17 protein-coding genes are annotated in these 17,473 nt (G+C 54.4%); 8 read left to right on the top strand and 9 right to left on the bottom strand.

The window, feature by feature from the left end:
• Positions 1-229: 229 nt before the first annotated feature.
• Positions 230-796, bottom strand: a complete 567-nt coding sequence (gene gmhB, locus AB6731_RS14615) for a D-glycero-beta-D-manno-heptose 1,7-bisphosphate 7-phosphatase (RefSeq protein WP_371006502.1) — start codon at positions 794-796, stop codon at positions 230-232.
• Between the two features lie 188 nt (positions 797-984).
• Between gmhB and metN the strand changes: the two genes are divergently transcribed.
• From metN to proS, 6 genes are all read left to right on the top strand, one after another.
• Entirely contained in the window at positions 985-2,016 is a 1,032-nt protein-coding gene (gene metN, locus AB6731_RS14610) for a methionine ABC transporter ATP-binding protein MetN (RefSeq protein WP_014168731.1), read from the top strand.
• Positions 2,009-2,662 carry a methionine ABC transporter permease MetI gene (locus AB6731_RS14605; protein WP_014168730.1) on the top strand — a complete coding sequence of 218 codons (654 nt, stop codon included), beginning with the start codon at positions 2,009-2,011 and terminating at the stop codon, positions 2,660-2,662. The genes metN and AB6731_RS14605 overlap by 8 nt, the downstream gene beginning before the upstream one ends.
• 40 nt (positions 2,663-2,702) lie before the next feature.
• Positions 2,703-3,518 (top strand): methionine ABC transporter substrate-binding lipoprotein MetQ, encoded by an 816-nt coding sequence (metQ, locus tag AB6731_RS14600; protein ID WP_014168729.1) that lies wholly within the window; start codon positions 2,703-2,705, stop codon positions 3,516-3,518.
• A gap of 106 nt (positions 3,519-3,624) precedes the next feature.
• Positions 3,625-4,029, top strand: a complete 405-nt coding sequence (gene rcsF / locus AB6731_RS14595; protein ID WP_014168727.1) for an Rcs stress response system protein RcsF — start codon at positions 3,625-3,627, stop codon at positions 4,027-4,029.
• Positions 4,026-4,730 (top strand): tRNA (N6-threonylcarbamoyladenosine(37)-N6)-methyltransferase TrmO, encoded by a 705-nt coding sequence (gene tsaA, locus AB6731_RS14590; protein WP_047743467.1) that lies wholly within the window; start codon positions 4,026-4,028, stop codon positions 4,728-4,730. The genes rcsF and tsaA overlap by 4 nt, the downstream gene beginning before the upstream one ends.
• A 112-nt stretch (positions 4,731-4,842) precedes the next feature.
• Positions 4,843-6,561 carry a proline--tRNA ligase gene (gene proS / locus AB6731_RS14585; protein ID WP_371006500.1) on the top strand — a complete coding sequence of 573 codons (1,719 nt, stop codon included), beginning with the start codon at positions 4,843-4,845 and terminating at the stop codon, positions 6,559-6,561.
• Between the two features lie 53 nt (positions 6,562-6,614).
• On the opposite strand, the gene nlpE is transcribed toward proS, so the two are convergent.
• From nlpE to AB6731_RS14570, 3 genes are read right to left on the bottom strand one after another with little or no spacing between them, the layout of a single operon-like run.
• Positions 6,615-7,313, bottom strand: a complete 699-nt coding sequence (gene nlpE / locus AB6731_RS14580; protein ID WP_014168724.1) for an envelope stress response activation lipoprotein NlpE — start codon at positions 7,311-7,313, stop codon at positions 6,615-6,617.
• A gap of 33 nt (positions 7,314-7,346) precedes the next feature.
• Positions 7,347-7,769 carry an alternative ribosome rescue aminoacyl-tRNA hydrolase ArfB gene (gene arfB / locus AB6731_RS14575; RefSeq protein WP_020882624.1) on the bottom strand — a complete coding sequence of 141 codons (423 nt, stop codon included), beginning with the start codon at positions 7,767-7,769 and terminating at the stop codon, positions 7,347-7,349.
• Positions 7,766-8,311, bottom strand: coding sequence for a YaeQ family protein (locus AB6731_RS14570; RefSeq protein WP_047955068.1), 546 nt, complete (start codon positions 8,309-8,311; stop codon positions 7,766-7,768). Before AB6731_RS14570 ends, arfB begins: the two co-directional genes overlap by 4 nt.
• 196 nt (positions 8,312-8,507) lie before the next feature.
• On the opposite strand from AB6731_RS14570, the gene AB6731_RS14565 reads away from it, so the two are divergent.
• Both AB6731_RS14565 and rof read left to right on the top strand, forming a co-directional pair.
• Complete coding sequence (locus AB6731_RS14565; protein ID WP_014168721.1) at positions 8,508-8,708, top strand: YaeP family protein; 201 nt, start codon at positions 8,508-8,510, stop codon at positions 8,706-8,708.
• On the top strand, positions 8,695-8,955 hold the full coding sequence (gene rof / locus AB6731_RS14560; protein ID WP_014168720.1) for a Rho-binding antiterminator: 261 nt from the start codon (positions 8,695-8,697) through the stop codon (positions 8,953-8,955). The genes AB6731_RS14565 and rof overlap by 14 nt, the downstream gene beginning before the upstream one ends.
• A 28-nt stretch (positions 8,956-8,983) precedes the next feature.
• On the opposite strand, the gene tilS is transcribed toward rof, so the two are convergent.
• From tilS to dnaE, 5 genes are all read right to left on the bottom strand, one after another.
• Complete coding sequence (tilS, locus tag AB6731_RS14555) at positions 8,984-10,270, bottom strand: tRNA lysidine(34) synthetase TilS (protein WP_047955067.1); 1,287 nt, start codon at positions 10,268-10,270, stop codon at positions 8,984-8,986.
• Between the two features lie 57 nt (positions 10,271-10,327).
• A complete protein-coding gene (locus AB6731_RS14550) occupies positions 10,328-10,717 on the bottom strand; it encodes a VOC family protein (protein ID WP_047955066.1) in 390 nt (129 codons plus the stop codon).
• Between the two features lie 65 nt (positions 10,718-10,782).
• Positions 10,783-12,915 carry a lysine decarboxylase LdcC gene (locus tag AB6731_RS14545; RefSeq protein WP_014168717.1) on the bottom strand — a complete coding sequence of 711 codons (2,133 nt, stop codon included), beginning with the start codon at positions 12,913-12,915 and terminating at the stop codon, positions 10,783-10,785.
• Between the two features lie 100 nt (positions 12,916-13,015).
• Positions 13,016-13,975: an acetyl-CoA carboxylase carboxyl transferase subunit alpha gene (gene accA / locus AB6731_RS14540; protein ID WP_014168716.1), complete on the bottom strand. Its 960-nt coding sequence runs from the start codon at positions 13,973-13,975 to the stop codon at positions 13,016-13,018.
• A 12-nt stretch (positions 13,976-13,987) separates the two neighbouring features.
• Positions 13,988-17,470 carry a DNA polymerase III subunit alpha gene (gene dnaE / locus AB6731_RS14535; protein WP_014168715.1) on the bottom strand — a complete coding sequence of 1,161 codons (3,483 nt, stop codon included), beginning with the start codon at positions 17,468-17,470 and terminating at the stop codon, positions 13,988-13,990.
• Positions 17,471-17,473 lie beyond the last annotated feature (3 nt).

Below are 17,473 nucleotides of genomic sequence, written 5' to 3'. Positions count from 1 at the left end.
GCAGTTGCGACGCGGCTTACAGCTCACCGTCGCGAGGTGGCGTATATTACGCTTTCCTCTTTCAGAGTCAACCCTGATGTTCAGGATTTTTTCTCTTCAACCGACCGGGTTAACTGTGAAGTGATTCACTTCCGCCGTGTCGATGGAGGCGCATTATAGGGTGCCGCCGAGGAATGACAAGCGGAAATATGCATTTTTATTTCGACCGCTCACCTTTTCACCAAAAAGGCTATTTTTGGTGCTTTTTAATCTCTTTTGGCAGTTCTACCAGGCTATTAATCACCCAATCCGCGGCACTCTCTGCTTCGGGCGTCACAGGTTTGCCGGTGCGCACAAGAATTTTAGTCCCCACACCTGCGGCGGTTGCTGCCTGCATATCTTCCAGTTTATCGCCCACCATATAAGAAGCAGCCATATCGATATGCAGGAATTCCTGCGCAGAGATAAACATTCCCGGATGCGGCTTGCGGCAATCACACGTCTGGCGAAACTCTTCTACAGTTCCCTGCGGGTGGTGCGGGCAATAGTAAATGCCATCAAGTTCGACACCGCGGTCAGCCAGCGACCAGTCCATCCATTCCGTCAGCGTCTCGAATTGCGCCTCGGTGAATTTTCCACGTGCGATGCCGGACTGGTTGGTCACGACCACCAGCGCATAGCCCATCTCTTTCAGCTGGCGCATGGCATCGATAACGCCCTCGATAAACTCGAACTCATCAATCTCGTGGACATAACCGTGATCCACATTAATAGTGCCATCACGATCGAGAAAAATTGCGGGTACTGATTTTGCCACCGGTTTGCTCCTGAAAAAGGCATGTACAGCTAGTATCTCATGAATCGCAGCGCAATAAAGTGCTCATCGTACAGAGTTGGATTGATTTAGACGTCTGGATGCCTTAACATCCGTTTTGTTTACGGTCATCACCCGTATCTGGCAGAAGAAAATGCCACGGCTAACTTACATACGATAAAAATAATCTAATGATTAAACTTTCCAATATCACCAAAGTGTTCCAGCAGGGGAACCGAACCATTCAGGCGCTGAACAATGTCAGCCTGCATGTTCCTGCTGGTCAAATTTATGGCGTCATTGGCGCATCGGGTGCAGGTAAAAGTACGCTGATCCGTTGTGTTAACCTGCTTGAGCGCCCAACCCAGGGTCGTGTAGAAGTAGGCGGGCAGGAACTGACCGCCCTTTCAGAGAAAGAACTGACGAAAGCACGCCGCCAGATTGGCATGATCTTCCAGCACTTTAACCTGCTGGCCTCCCGTACGGTGTTTGGCAACGTTGCCTTACCGCTGGAACTGGACAACACGCCAAAAGAAGAAGTTAAGCGTCGCGTAACCGAACTGCTGGATCTCGTTGGTCTGGGTGATAAACACGATAGCTACCCGGCAAACCTGTCCGGTGGACAAAAACAGCGTGTGGCCATTGCCCGCGCGCTGGCAAGTAACCCGAAAGTGCTGCTGTGCGATGAAGCCACCAGCGCATTAGATCCCGCCACTACGCGTTCCATTCTGGAGCTGCTGAAGGACATCAACCGTCGCCTCGGCCTGACCATTCTCCTTATTACACATGAAATGGACGTGGTGAAACGCATCTGTGATTGCGTCGCGGTAATCAGCAACGGTGAGTTGATTGAGCAAGACACGGTCAGCGAAGTGTTTTCCCATCCGAAAACCCCACTGGCACAACAGTTTATTCAGTCCACGCTGCACCTGGATATTCCGGAAGATTATCTGGAGCGTTTAAAAACAGAATCGACCGCGGACAGCGTCCCGATGCTGCGTATGGAGTTCACTGGCCAGTCCGTCGATGCGCCACTGCTGTCCGAAACCGCGCGCCGCTTTAATGTGAATAACAACATCATCAGCGCGCAAATGGATTACGCCGGTGGCGTGAAGTTCGGCATCATGCTGACGGAAATGCACGGCACACAAGCAGAAACCCAGGCGGCAATTGCCTGGCTGCAAGAACATCACGTAAAAGTAGAGGTACTGGGTTATGTCTGAGCCGATGATGTGGCTGCTGGTTCGCGGCGTTTGGGAAACGCTGGCAATGACCTTTGTATCAGGCTTCTTTGGTTTTGTGATTGGTCTGCCGGTCGGCGTGCTGCTGTATGTGACGCGCCCGGGACAAATCATTGAGAACGCGAAGCTGTATCGCACCCTGTCTGCACTGGTGAATATCTTCCGTTCTATCCCGTTCATTATTCTGCTGGTGTGGATGATTCCATTTACCCGTGTGATCGTGGGAACGTCTATCGGTTTGCAGGCAGCCATCGTTCCGCTGACCGTGGGAGCTGCGCCGTTTATCGCCCGTATGGTGGAAAACGCCCTGCTGGAAATCCCGACCGGTTTGATCGAGGCTTCCCGCGCGATGGGGGCAACGCCAATGCAGATCGTGCGTAAAGTCCTGCTGCCTGAAGCGCTGCCTGGGCTGGTTAACGCGGCAACCATTACGTTGATTACTCTGGTGGGTTATTCCGCGATGGGCGGTGCCGTTGGCGCCGGCGGTTTAGGCCAGATTGGCTACCAGTACGGCTATATTGGTTATAACGCTACCGTAATGAATACCGTTCTGGTATTGCTGGTTGTGCTGGTTTACTTAATCCAGTTCTCTGGCGATCGCATCGTCCGGACTGTTACTCACAAATAACGTTACACACAACACAAACTCGACGAGTTAAGGATATAACATGGCGTTTAAATTAAAGACCTTTGCAGCGGTAGGCGCGCTGATCGGCTCTCTGGCACTGGTGGGTTGCGGTCAGGACGAAAAAGATCCAAACCACATCAAAGTGGGCGTTATCGTGGGTGCAGAACAGCAGGTTGCTGAAGTCGCGCAGAAAGTCGCGAAAGAGAAGTATGGTCTGGACGTTGAGCTGGTGACCTTTAACGATTACGTTCTGCCGAACGAAGCGCTGAGCAAAGGTGATATCGACGCCAACGCCTTCCAGCACAAACCTTACCTTGATCAGCAGATCAAGGATCGCGGCTATAAACTGGTGGGTGTGGGTAACACCTTTGTTTACCCTATTGCCGGTTACTCCAAGAAAATTAAATCTCTGGATGAACTGCAGCCAGGCTCTCAGGTTGCCGTCCCTAACGACCCAACCAACCTTGGCCGTTCCCTGCTGCTGCTGCAGAAAGTGGGCCTGATTAAACTGAAAGACGGTGTTGGCCTGCTGCCAACCGTTCTGGATGTCACCGAGAACCCGAAAAATCTGAAAATTGTTGAGCTGGAAGCCCCACAGCTGCCACGTTCTCTCGACGACGCGCAGATTGCCCTGGCCGTTATCAACACCACGTACGCCAGCCAGATTGGCCTGACGCCAGCGAAAGACGGTATCTTCGTTGAAGACAAAGACTCCCCGTACGTAAACCTGATCGTGACTCGCGAAGACAACAAAGATGCGGAAAACGTGAAGAAGTTCGTACAGGCTTATCAGTCTGACGAAGTTTACCAGGAAGCCAACAAAGTGTTTAACGGCGGCGCTGTTAAGGGCTGGTAATCTCACCTCAGTGTAATATCATCAAGACGGGCTTATGCCCGTCTTGTCATTTGTGCAGTCAACTGATTCAATATCTGACGTTTTGATTATCCATTGAGGAATTATTATGCGTGCTTTACCGATCTGTCTTTTAGCACTCATGCTGAGCGGCTGTTCTATGCTAAGCAGATCTCCTGTTGAACCTGTCCAAAGCACGGCAACCCCGCCAAAAGCAGAACCCGTAAAACCGAAAGCGCCTCGCCCTGCGCCGGTTCGCATTATTACCAAAGCTGACGAACTCGTGGGTAAACCTTTCCGTGAACTGGGTGAAGTAAGCGGCGAATCCTGTCAGGCTACCAATCAGGACTCTCCACCGAATATCCCAACAGCGCGTAAACGCATGCAGATCAACGCGGCAAAAATGAAAGCCAACGCGGTTCTGCTGCATAGCTGCGAAGTGACCAGTGGAACACCGGGTTGCTACCGTCAGGCGGTTTGCATCGGCTCGGCGCTGAACATTACGGCGAAATGAGTTCATTTCAGTTCGAACAGATAGGCGTTATTCGCTCTCCCTATAAAGAGAAGTTCGCCGTGCCACGCCAGCCAGGTCTGGTCACCAGCGGTGGCGAGCTTCACTTGATCGCGCCCTACAATCAGGCCGATGCCGTACGCGGGCTCGAAGCATTCAGCCACTTATGGGTTGTGTTTGTGTTTCACCAGACGATGGAAGGTGGCTGGCGTCCGACCGTACGCCCTCCTCGTCTGGGAGGCAACGCCAGGATGGGCGTGTTTGCGACGCGCTCAACCTTCCGTCCAAACCCTGTCGGGATGTCGCTGGTCGAACTGAAAGGTATACGCTGTCAGAAGGATCAGGTCATACTGGAGTTAGGCAGCCTTGACCTGGTTGATGGCACGCCGGTTATCGATATCAAGCCGTATCTCCCCTTTGCCGAAGCGTTACCTGATGCCCGCGCAAGCTATGCACAGGAAGCACCGCAGGCAGATATGCCTGTTCACTTCACGGCTGAGATAACCACGCAGCTTGAGCAGCTGGAAACACGCTATCCCCGCCTTCGTGACTTTATCACCGAAGTGCTGGCTCAGGACCCCCGTCCGGCCTATCGTAAAGAAGAGGACGCCGGGAAAACCTACGCCGTCTGGCTGCTGGATTTTAACGTTCGCTGGCGCGTGACCGGGGCAGGTTTTGAAGTGTTTGCCCTTGAACCCAGGTAATTTTGTCCTCCTCTCTTTTGGCATCTTTGCCACACTGGTAAACTAAACCACTTTTTTTGTCTCAGGCTGGTGTTTCAGCCTGTTCCAATCGTCGAAATGGAACCGTAACAACATGCGTACTAGCCAATATCTGCTCTCCACTCTGAAGGAGACGCCTGCCGACGCCGAAGTGATCAGCCATCAGCTGATGCTGCGCGCCGGGATGATCCGCAAGCTGGCCTCCGGGTTATATACCTGGCTGCCGACCGGCGTGCGCGTCCTGAAAAAAGTCGAAAACATCGTGCGTGAAGAGATGAACAACGCCGGTGCTATCGAGGTGTCCATGCCTGTGGTTCAGCCCGCTGACCTGTGGCAGGAGAGCGGCCGTTGGGAGCAATATGGCCCTGAGCTGCTGCGTTTCGTTGATCGTGGCGAGCGTCCATTCGTCCTCGGCCCAACGCATGAAGAAGTCATTACCGACCTGATTCGTAATGAGCTGAGCTCTTACAAACAGCTGCCGCTAAACTTCTTCCAGATCCAGACCAAGTTCCGTGATGAAGTTCGCCCACGTTTCGGCGTCATGCGCTCACGCGAATTCCTGATGAAAGATGCTTACTCTTTCCATACGTCTCAGGAATCGCTGCAAGAGACCTACGACAAAATGTACGAGGCTTACAGCAAAATCTTCTCCCGTATGGGTCTGGATTTCCGTGCTGTGCAGGCTGATACCGGTTCTATCGGCGGAAGCGCGTCTCATGAGTTCCAGGTTCTGGCTCAGAGCGGTGAAGACGATGTGATCTTCTCTGACTCTTCTGATTACGCTGCGAACATCGAGTTTGCAGAAGCGCTGGCCCCTAAAGCGCCACGTGCTGCTGCAACGGAAGAGATGACGCTGGCTGATACACCTCACGCAAAAACCATTGCCGAGCTGGTTGAGCAGTTCAACCTGCCCGTCGAAAAAACGGTAAAAACCCTGCTGGTGAAATCCACCGAAGGTAGCGCGTACCCGCTGGTTGCCCTGCTGGTGCGTGGCGATCACGAACTAAATGAAGTGAAAGCTGAGAAGCTGCCTCAGGTTGCCAGCCCGCTGACGTTCGCAACGGAAGCGGAAATCCGTGCCGTCGTGAACGCAGGTCCTGGCTCTCTGGGCCCGGTGAATATGCCGGTTCCGGTGGTTATTGACCGTACGGTAGCCGCAATGAGCGACTTCGCCGCTGGCGCTAACATCGACGGTAAACATTACTTCGGTATCAACTGGGATCGCGATGTCGCGACGCCGGAAGTGGCTGATATCCGTAACGTGGTGGCAGGCGATCCAAGCCCGGACGGCCAGGGCACCCTGATGATCAAACGCGGTATCGAAGTGGGCCACATCTTCCAGCTGGGGGATAAATATTCCCGCGCGCTGAATGCCGCCGTTCAGGGGGAAGATGGCCGCAACCAGATCCTGACCATGGGTTGCTACGGTATCGGTGTGACGCGTGTGGTTGCAGCAGCCATTGAGCAAAACTACGATGAACGTGGCATCGTCTGGCCAGACAATATCGCCCCGTTCCAGGTGGCTATTCTGCCAATGAACATGCACAAGTCTTACCGTGTGCAGGAGCTGGCCGAAAAACTTTACTCCGAGCTGCGCGCTCAGGGTATCGAAGTGCTGATGGATGACCGTAAAGAGCGTCCAGGCGTGATGTTTGCCGATATGGAACTGATCGGTATCCCGCACACCGTAGTCATCGGCGACCGTAACCTCGACAGCGACGACATTGAATACAAATACCGTCGCAGTGGTGAAAAGCAGATGATCAAGACTGGCGACATTCTTGATTACCTGGTGAAAGCCATCAAAGGTTAACGTTCAACAAAAAACCCCGCTCAGGCGGGGTTTTTTAATGGGTCGATATCGGCTTATTTGCTGTTACAGTCTTTGCCCGCAACAAACTTCGCGTCTTTATCTGCCACCAGCGTTTTCACCAGCTCTCCGCTGTCCGGGTTCGGCTCCAGCGTAAAGTGACCATCTACCGTCAGCAGGACAGGCTTGCTGTCATTGCCACGCGCAACAGCGTAATCACGCTCCAGCTGCGCATTGTTCGCCACGCTGATTTTCTTGCCGGTGGCGCAGTCGGTAAAGATCGCCGCATCCGCCATATAGAAATACATCCCACGCATTGGCATTGGCGTTGCAGGCAGAGCAGCTTTCACCGGGGCCAGCGTATAGTTGAACTGGGACTCAATCGGATTGCCTTCGCGGTCGAGCATCTCCATCCCTTCACCTTTGGCGCGGAAATAGGTTTTCTCACCGGTGGTATCCGTCAGTACCAGCTTCTCAGCCGTACGCGCCCATGTCCCGTAGCTCGCAAAGGAAGATGGTTCTTTCGCCCCCTGATAACGCTGGTTCATAACCCAGGTACCGTCTTTCTGCAGGAACAGTGACGTTTCAATGCCCTCGCAGTCGGCACACGGTAAAACGCCGCGCCAGCTCTGCTGCATTGGCTTTAACTCTTCATTCTGCGCAGGCTGCACGACCTGCGTTTCAGAACGGTTGTTACACCCGAAAAGCGCAAACAGCGTACTCACTGCCAGCGCTGACAATAATGCTTTTTTCACAATGAATTCCTTATGAAATTGTGTTCCTTTTCGTCACTCCGTAGGGCGACGAACTTTACCGCGTAGTGCTTTCACTGTGGATTTTTGGGCCTTCGACGATAGCCGACGCTCTTTCGATGCGCGGGTCGGTCGCGTTGCCCGACGGCTTTTTTGCACTGCCGTTAATTCTTTAATCATCGACACCAGTCTGGCAATCGCCGCTTCGCGGTTCAACTCCTGGCTGCGGTACTCCTGCGCTTTAATCACAATCACGCCATCACTGGTGATCAGGTGATGGCTGGCAGCGAGCAGGCTTTCTTTGTAATACTCTGGCAGGCTGGAGGCCCGAATGTCAAAGCGCAAATGGATAGCCGTTGAAGCCTTGTTAACGTGCTGTCCACCCGCCCCCTGAGCACGGATGGCGGTGATCTCCAGCTCATTGTCAGGGATGCTAACGTTTCGGGACAAGACAATCATGGCGCTGGCTGCCACGCCGTCAAATGAATTTCCAGATTATTCTGAGAATCAGAAAGCCAGATAGCACCGTCCTGAATTGTGGCCTGCAGGACCATCGTCCGGCTGGCAAACTCGCTCAGCTTCGCCAGTTGATCATCGTCCAGATACCAGACGGTAAGGTTGGCAAACTGCCCGCACTTGCTCTTGCTTTGCTGCCACCAGATTTCCGCAGCACGTTGATTATACGCGAATAACGCCACGTTAGCGGACTGCGTGCAGGCCTTTTTAATGCGACGCTCATCCGGCAGACCGAGTTCAATCCATAAATCGATACCCAGATGATCGTTGTGCAGCCAGGCCTCTGGCTCGTCCTCAGCGCTTAAGCCACGGCTAAATTGCAGACGCTCGTCAGCATACTTTATCCACGCCAGCAGGCGCAGCATCATGCGCTCCTGGGTTTCAGAGGGGTGGCGTGCCAGAGTGAGTGACGCATCCAGGAACTGGTTGCGGTCAAGATCTGCCACATTGACCACAGCTTTATAAATTGTCGCTTTCAGCGCCATGAGAGAACTCCTTTCGAATCAGGCGCACATTGTAGCGAAAAAGGAATAAAAAGGCTGTTCCCGGGTGAACATTCACCGGCTATCAAGGCGCTGATATTGCTTAAATGAGTATGGTATAGTCACCTTGCTAAACCGAGTTTATCTTCGTAGGCTTAATGATATCTCACAGTAAGTCAGTGCGCTGGCGGGAGGGGATGTGAATAATTATTGTGAGTTAATTCGCAAACGGTATGCGGAAATCGCCAGCGGAGATCTGGGGTATGTCCCGGACGCGTTGGGCTGTGTATTGAAAGTGCTTAATGAAGTGGCCTCTGATGAGGGCCTTTCAGAATCGGTCAGGGAAAAAGCAGCGTATGCTGCGGCGAATTTACTGGTGAGCGATTATGTCAATGAATGAAACTTATCAACCCATCAATTGTGATGACTATGACAACCTCGAACTCGCCTGCCAGCATCATTTAATACTGACGCTGGAGCTAAAAGATGGCGAAGTGTTGAAGGCAAAAGCCAGCGACCTGGTTTCGCGAAAGAATGTGGAATATCTGATAGTGGAAGATGCCGGGGCGACGCGTGAGCTACGTCTGGACAAAATTGCCAGCTTCAGCCACCCGCAAATCGGCACCGTTGTGGTGAGCGAATCCTGATGACACTAACGGGCAGCCCGGCTGCCCGTTACGCTTTCCACTCAAACTGCACGCCCGTTTCTGCCCACCCCTCTTGCGTAATGAATACCCCTGCTGCTGCAATCAGCGTTTCACCGTAGAAAAGTAGCGGCGTGGTATCGCGTCGCCAGGGCGGCACATTGCTCTCCTGCCAGATTTTCTTCAGCTTCCGCCCTCCGTTGCGCCCGACAATATGCAGCAGTCCGCCCGCCTTAAAGCGCACAGTGACCGGCTCCCCGGGTTCAGGCAGACGCACATGGCCGGTTGGCACCAGAGACACACGACCGGCATCACAGGGCAACAGCAGCGGTTCCGCAAGCGACGGCCAGTCGAGCACCCTGTCGGCGAGCGAGGGAGATGATTTAACCCACCAGAGCGCCCCTTTATAGCGTCTGACGTCGAAACCGTTCAGGTGCACACACGGCGTAGCATCTTCCCGTGCCAGGGCGACTTCATCCCAGAGACGAGCCAGCATTGCCCGCGACGGCATAGCGGCACCGTGAGCGGCCAGCCAGCGTCGTAACAATGCGGCCCGACGCGCCGGGCTCATTGCTTCCAGCGGTGCGATGGTAAGCGATCCCTGCGCGGTAATCAGTTGCGCCAGCACTTCGCTCAGCAGCTCATCCAGCAGACTCTCCTGTTCAGCGCACAGCATGGCGCTGCGTGCTGCCGCTTCTGCAAAGTGCGGCCAGCGCTCGCTCAGAAGCGGTACGACACGCAGACGCAGGAAGTTACGGTCATAGCGGTCATCCTGGTTGCTTTCATCTTCAATCCAGCTCAGCCCGTGTTCCCGTGCCCACGTTTCCAGCGAGGCTCGCGTCTCGCCAAGCAGTGGACGAAGGAGGTGCGATCCGGCGAAATCAGCCCGTTCTGGCATCGCGGATAGCCCCGCCGGGCCGCTTCCTCGTTTGAGGGCCAGTAATAACGTCTCGCACTGGTCATCGAGATGCTGCGCCGTGACCAGCGCTTCGTCAGGCTGTAATTCAGCGGCAAAAGCGGCATAGCGTGCTTTACGCGCCTGCGCCTCAATGCCCAGCCCCTCATCCTGGAGATGTACACGTTCAACAGTCAGCGGGATCGCCCATGCTGCACACACCGCCTCGCAGTGTGCCACCCACGCATCCGCGTGCGGGCTTAACCCGTGATGAATGTGCATCGCCCGAAGCTGAATATCAGACTCGTTGTCACGCCAGAGTTTGAGACGGTGGAGCAGAACGGTGGAATCCAGGCCACCGCTAAACCCCACCAGCAGCTGGCGGTACGGTGAAACGGCTTGAGCAATCGCGGGTAGGGTCATAGAAAATCACACATAAAAATGCCCGAACTGAGCGGGCATTATCACACAGGGTGGAAATTACTGCTGGTAAAGCTCCAGCGGAAGGCCATCCGGATCGTTGAAAAAGGTAAAACGCTTGTCGGTGAACGGATCGATACGAATCGCTTCGCACTTCACGCCGTGGGTCTCCAGATGTTTTACGGCGCGATCAATGTCGTCGATGCTAAAGGCAAGGTGGCGCAGGCCGCAGGCTTCCGGGCGGGACGGACGTGCTGGCGGAAAAGGAAAAGAGAACAGCTCAATCACATATTGCCCGTTTAAAGCGAGATCGCCTTTCCAGGAGTCACGCTCCTCACGGTAAGCCTCGCTTAATAACGTAAAGCCCAGAATATCGCAGTAGAAGGCCTTACTTTTTGCGTAATCGGTGGCAATGATCGCAATATGATGAACCTGTTTTAAACCCAGCATAGCTTCTCCTTTTTATGATGCCTGAACGTTACAACCGACAACCCGGGCCTGGCAAGCTGTCGCCCTTATTTTAGGACTCGCACCCAGTAAACCCCTTGCTCATCGCGCTTCGCCCCGTGAATATCAGTCTCAAAGCCCGGATAGTGGCGCCCCACTGAGCAGAGCATCAGCAGAAAATCGAGCACCGCCCGACTCTCTTCGGTGATCATCTCCCCCGGCATCAACAACGGTACGCCCGGCGGATAAGGCAGGATCATGTTAGCCGACACGCGCCCGACCAGATTTTCCAGCTCAACGGTTTCAACCTCCCCTTTCACCTGACGTTGCCAGGCCTTGTGTGGGGTCAACTTCATCTCTGGTAGCACGTCAAACGCCTGCAGCATCAGGCGCGGCAGATCGTGCTGACGAATCAGCCGATGGATCCCCTGGGCCAGATCCTGAATGCGCATATTGCGGTAGAAGTCAGGATCTTCAGCATAAAGATCCGGCAGCATATTTTTCACCCGCAGGTTGAGATCGTAAGCGCGCTTAAACTCCATCAGTCCGCGCAATAAACCCATCGCACGGGTTTTATCAATCCCGATACTGAACAGGAACAAGAGGTTATACGGGCCGGTTTTCTCCACCACTACGCCACGTTCATCAAGGAATTTTGCCACCAGAGCAGCAGGAATGCCTTCGTCACTCATCGTGCCCTGTTCGTCCATCCCCGGCGTCAGGATCGTTACCTTCACCGGGTCGAGGAACATATGGTCGGCGTCGGCATCGCGAAAACCGTGCCAGCTCTCGCCGGGTGAGACAGGCCAGCACTCGGCCTCATCAATCTCTTCGGGTTGCCAGATATCGAAGAACCAGCCGTCCGCTTCATCTTTAAGCCGCTGGACTTCTTTACGGAAATGCAGCGCCCGCTCAACAGACCGATTGATCAGACGCTTGCCCGGATTCCCGCGCAGCATTGCCGCCGCCGTTTCAATAGAGGCCACCAGCGGATAGCTTGGCGAGGTGGTGGTGTGCATCATAAAGGCTTCGTTAAACGTCTCTTCGTCGTACTCGCCTTTGATGTGAATAAGCGAGGCCTGAGAAAACGCGGCCAGCATTTTGTGCGTCGACTGCGTTTCGAAAAACACTTTGCCCGGCACGCGCTCACCGCTCATGCCGCTTTTTCCCGCGTAAATCGGGTGAAAGTTGGTGTATGGCACCCACGCGGAGTCAAAGTGGATCGACGGCACATCCAGCGTCTGCTTAATCCAGTTGGTGTTATAGAGCAGACCGTCATAGGTGGAGTTAGTGATGACCGCATGGATCGGCCAGCTTGCCCCCGGGATCGCCGCGACCTTATGTTCAATCGCGGCGTGGCTAAATTCACGACGCGGGATCCCGCCGAGGATCCCAAGCGCGTTTCGCGTCGGGGAGAGCCATAACGGCACGACATCGCTCATCATCAACAGATGAGCCAGCGACTTGTGGCAGTTACGGTCAATCAGCAAGGTGCTGCCGGCGGGTGCGGCGTACATTCCGACGATTTTGTTTGATGTCGAGGTGCCGTTGGTCACCATATAACTCTGCTCGGCACCAAAAGTCCGGGCAATGTATTCTTCAGCTTCCAGGTGCGGTCCGGTGTGATCGAGCAGCGATCCGAGTTCAGTGACGGAAATCGACACGTCCGCTTTAAGCGTGTTGCCCCCGAAGAAATCATAGAACAAACAACCCACCGGGCTTTTTTGATAGGCCGTCCCTGCCATATGGCCTGGCGTGCAGAAGGTGTATTTGCCTTCTTTGACGTAAGTAAACAGCGCGCGGGTAAACGGTGGGGTGATGTTATCGAGATATTCACCGGTGTACTGTTGAATACGGGTCGCAATATCTTCCGCGACACCGAGTGAGTATTCAAAGAACCACAGCGCCATTCGCATATCATGAGCGCTCACGTCCATTGTCGAGTGGGTATTAATAAAAGCGTACAGCGGGAGATATTCGTTCAGCTTATTGATATCGCTGCACAACTCCATGTCGTACTCGTCCCAGTCGAAGATCACGCCACAGATGCGAGGGTTGTGCTCGATAAATTTCAGCAGGTCGGCGCTATTGTGCGGCCAAATCAGCTGGTACCCGCGGGACTGAAGGGCGTGCTCCAGCTCCTTAATGGGCTCGTCTTTATAAAAGACGCCGTGCGGCCCCATAATGGCGATGATGTTCACGGTTTACCTCCTTTAAAAACATTAGCTAAGCATAGTTAAGGTAAACGGCAGGCATAAAAAAAGCCGCAACAATGTGCGGCTTTTAGGATAATTGTGAAGCTTACGCGTAACCGTAGGTCATCAGACGCTGGTAACGACGGTTGAGCAGATCTTCTGTGCTCAGGACATCCAGGTCCGCCAGGTCTGCCAGCAGCTGCGCTTTCAGGGAAGCCGCCATCACTTCCGGCTTACGATGCGCGCCACCCAGAGGTTCAGGGATCACGGAGTCGATCAGCTTCAGCTCTTTCAGACGTGGGGCAATGATGCCCATCGCTTCTGCAGCCAGAGGCGCTTTATCGGCGCTCTTCCACAGAATAGAGGCACAACCTTCCGGGGAGATAACGGAATAGGTGCTGTACTGCAGCATATTCACTTTATCGCCCACGCCAATCGCCAGCGCACCACCGGAACCCCCTTCACCGATAACGGTACAGATGACCGGCACCTTCAGGCGAGACATCTCGCGAAGGTTACGCGCGATGGCTTCTGACTGGCCACGCTCTTCCGCGCCCACGCCAGGATACGCACCCGGGGTGTCGATGAAGGTGATGATTGGCATCTTGAAACGCTCAGCCATCTCCATCAGACGCAGGGCTTTACGATAGCCTTCTGGTGCCGGCATACCAAAGTTACGACGAATTTTCTCTTTGGTTTCACGGCCTTTCTGATGACCAATGATCATCACCGGGCGCCCGTCCAGACGTGCGATGCCGCCGACGATAGCTTTGTCGTCAGCGTAAGCGCGATCGCCTGCCAGTTCGTCAAATTCGTCAAACGCCAGGCGGACATAATCCAGGGTGTACGGACGCTGTGGATGACGCGCCAGCTGGGCGATCTGCCATGCGCCGAGATCGGCAAAGATTTTGCGCGTCAGTTCTACGCTTTTCTCACGCAGACGATGCACTTCTTCATCGATGTTAATATCCAGTTTTTCATCCTGACGGCTTACCGCTGTCAGAGAATCGATTTTCGCTTCCAGCTCAGCAATCGGCTGTTCGAAATCAAGGAAATTCAGACTCATAGTATTCCTGTATTAGTCAAACTCCAGTTCCACCTGCTCCGAACCAATGAGGCCACGGAGATCGTTAAGTAAACGATCGCTCGGAGAGACACGCCACGTTGCACCAAAGCGCAACCGCGCACGTGCATCCGCCCTCTGATAGTAGAGATGTACTGGAATTGTCCCCGAGCGGTGGGGTTCCAGAGACTGACGGAGTCGGTTTAAAAGCTGGTCATCAATTTGCCTGTCCGTCAGCGAGATAGCAAGCCCGCGAGCATATTTTTCCCGGGCTTCGTCAATGTCCATCACTTCGCGGGCGGTCATTTTAAGCCCCCCACTGAAGTCATCAAAGCTGACCTGTCCGCTGACGATAAGTATGCGGTCTTTTTCCAGCAAATGCTGGTATTTATCCAGCGCGTCGGTGAACAACATCACCTCCAGACGCCCGGAACGGTCATCCAACGTACAGATGCCGATACGATTGCCGCGCTTGGTGACCATAACCCTTGCAGCAATCACGAGCCCCGCAGCCGTGGTGATTTTACCACGTTCTGTCGGATGCATGTCTTTCAGCCTATAGCCTCCGACATAGCGCTCAATTTCTTTGATGTACTGGGTGATGGGGTGCCCCGTCAGGTATAAGCCTAACGTTTCACGCTCTCCATCCAGCACCACCTGTTCTGGCCACGGCTGGCAGCTGGCGTAAGACTGCTCTATCTGCTCTGGCTCTTCCGCCAGTACGCCAAACATATCCGCCTGACCGATCGCTTCCGCTTTGGCGTGCTGATCCGCCGCTTTCAGCGCATCGCCGAGAGAGTTCATCAGCGCGGCACGATGCGGCCCCAGCCTGTCGAACGCGCCGGACATGATCAGTTTTTCGAGCACGCGGCGGTTCAGTTTTTTGGTGTCCGTACGGGCGCAAAGATCGAACAACTCGCGGAAATAACCGCCGTTATTACGCGCTTCGAGGATCGCCTCAATCGGGCCTTCACCCACGCCTTTGATCGCGCCAATCCCGTAAACAATTTCCCCGTGCTCGTTGACGTGGAAATGATAGAGACCGGAGTTGATATCCGGCGGCAGGATCTTAAGCCCCATGCGCCAGCACTCATCCACCAGGCCAACCACCTTCTCGGTGTTGTCCATATCGGCAGTCATAACCGCCGCCATAAATTCAGCAGGATAGTGCGCTTTCAGCCACAGCGTCTGGTAAGAGACCAAAGCATAGGCAGCAGAGTGGGATTTGTTAAATCCGTACCCGGCGAATTTCTCTACCAGGTCAAAGATTTTGATCGCCAGCTCGCCATCAATACCGTTTTTTCTTGCGCCTTCTTCGAAGGTGCCGCGCTGCTTGGCCATCTCTTCCGGCTTTTTCTTACCCATCGCACGACGCAGCATGTCCGCGCCACCAAGGGTGTAGCCAGAGAGCACCTGGGCAATCTGCATAACCTGTTCCTGGTACAGGATAATGCCGTAGGTTGGCTCCAGAACGGGCTTCAGGCACTCGTGCTGCCACTGTACATCCGGATAGGAAATCTCTTCACGCCCGTGCTTACGGTCAATAAAGTTATCTACCATCCCTGACTGTAGCGGGCCCGGACGGAACAGGGCCACCAGTGCGATCATATCTTCGAAGCAGTCAGGCTGCAGGCGCTTAATCAAATCTTTCATGCCGCGGGATTCAAGCTGGAAGACGGCGGTGGTCTCCGAGCGCTGCAGCATGTCGAAACTTTTCTTATCATCAAGCGGGATGGCCGCGATATCCAGCGGCGGCTCGCCGTTCTTCTCGCGACGGGCGTTGATCATCTCCAGCGCCCAGTTGATGATGGTGAGCGTACGCAGACCGAGGAAGTCAAACTTCACCAGCCCGGCGTATTCGACGTCGTTCTTGTCAAACTGGGTGACCGGATGCTGGCCCGCTTCATCGCAGTATAGCGGCGCAAAATCGGTGATTTTGGTCGGCGCGATAACCACCCCACCCGCATGCTTACCGGCGTTACGCGTAACGCCTTCCAGCTTGCGGGCCATGTCGATCAGCGCTTTAACTTCTTCATCGGCTTCGTAGATTTCTGGCAGCTGTGGTTCAGCTTCAAACGCTTTTGCCAGCGTCATACCTGGGTCAGGTGGCACCAGTTTAGAGATACGATCGACAAAACCGTACGGATGCCCCAGTACACGGCCAACGTCGCGAATAACCGCTTTCGCTGCCATCGTACCGAAGGTAATAATCTGCGATACCGCGTCGCGGCCGTACATGTCCGCCACGTGTTCAATAACCTGGTCGCGTTTCTCCATGCAGAAGTCGACGTCAAAGTCGGGCATCGAGACACGTTCCGGGTTAAGGAAACGTTCGAACAGCAGGTCAAATTCCAGCGGGTCGAGGTCGGTAATTTTGAGTGCATAGGCCACCAGCGAGCCCGCACCGGAGCCACGCCCCGGTCCAACCGGTACGCCGTTATCCTTCGACCACTGGATAAACTCCATAACGATCAGGAAGTAGCCCGGGAAACCCATCTGGTTGATCACCTGGAGTTCAATATCCAGGCGCTCGTCATACTCCGGACGACGCTTTTTACGCTCTTCTTCATCCGGGAAGAGGAATTCCAGACGCTCTTCGAGGCCTTCTTTTGACTTCATGACCAGGAAGTCTTCCGTGGTCATGTCCCCGGTCGGGAACTGCGGCAGGAAGTATTCGCCAAGGCGCACGGTGACGTTACAGCGTTTGGCTATCTCTACGCTGTTCTCCAGCGCTTCCGGGATATCGGAGAAGAGTTCGCACATCTCCTCTTCATTGCGCATGTACTGCTGCGTCGAGTAGTTGCGCGGACGTTTCGGATCGTCAAGCGTGAAGCCATCATGGATCGCGACGCGAATCTCGTGCGCGTCAAAATCGCCAGGCTCAAGGAAACGCACGTCATTGGTTGCCACCACGGGCAGGCCGCGTTCTTCAGCCAGCGCAACCGCGGCGTGCAGGTAACTCTCTTCGTCCTGCCGACCGGTGCGGATCAGCTCAAGGTAGTAACGATCCGGGAAATGTTCTTCATAGAACGACACGCACTGATCCACCAGCGCACTGTTGCCACGCAGCAGACATTTGCCGACATCACCCATACGGCCGCCGGAGATCAGCAGCAGCCCGTCGTTCAGCTCAGCCAGCCAGTCCCGGTCGATCCACGGCCCCAGTGCGCCATAGCCGCGCTGATAGGCTTTGGAGATAAGCAGAGTAAGGTTTTGATACCCTACGTTATTCATCGCTAACACGGAGATTTGCGTCAATTCATCGCCGATAAGATCGCTTTGGACGTGAAAATCCGCGCCAACGATGGGTTTCATCCCCGCGCCATGTGCCGCTCCGTAGAACTTCACCAGGCCACACAGGTTGGTAAAATCGGTGATCGCCAGCGCAGGCATGCCAAGCGAGGCCGCCTTTTTTACCAGCGGCCCGGTCTTCGCCAGCCCATCGATCATGGAGTAGTCGCTATGCACCCGCAGGTGTACGAAACGTGGTTCAGCCATCTT

It is taken from the genome of Enterobacter sp. RCC_40 (assembly GCF_041360735.1).
In the GTDB taxonomy this organism is placed as follows: domain Bacteria; phylum Pseudomonadota; class Gammaproteobacteria; order Enterobacterales; family Enterobacteriaceae; genus Enterobacter; species Enterobacter ludwigii.
The sequence above is the reverse complement of the archived record's forward strand: the minus strand, read 5'-3'. Positions and strand labels throughout refer to the sequence as shown.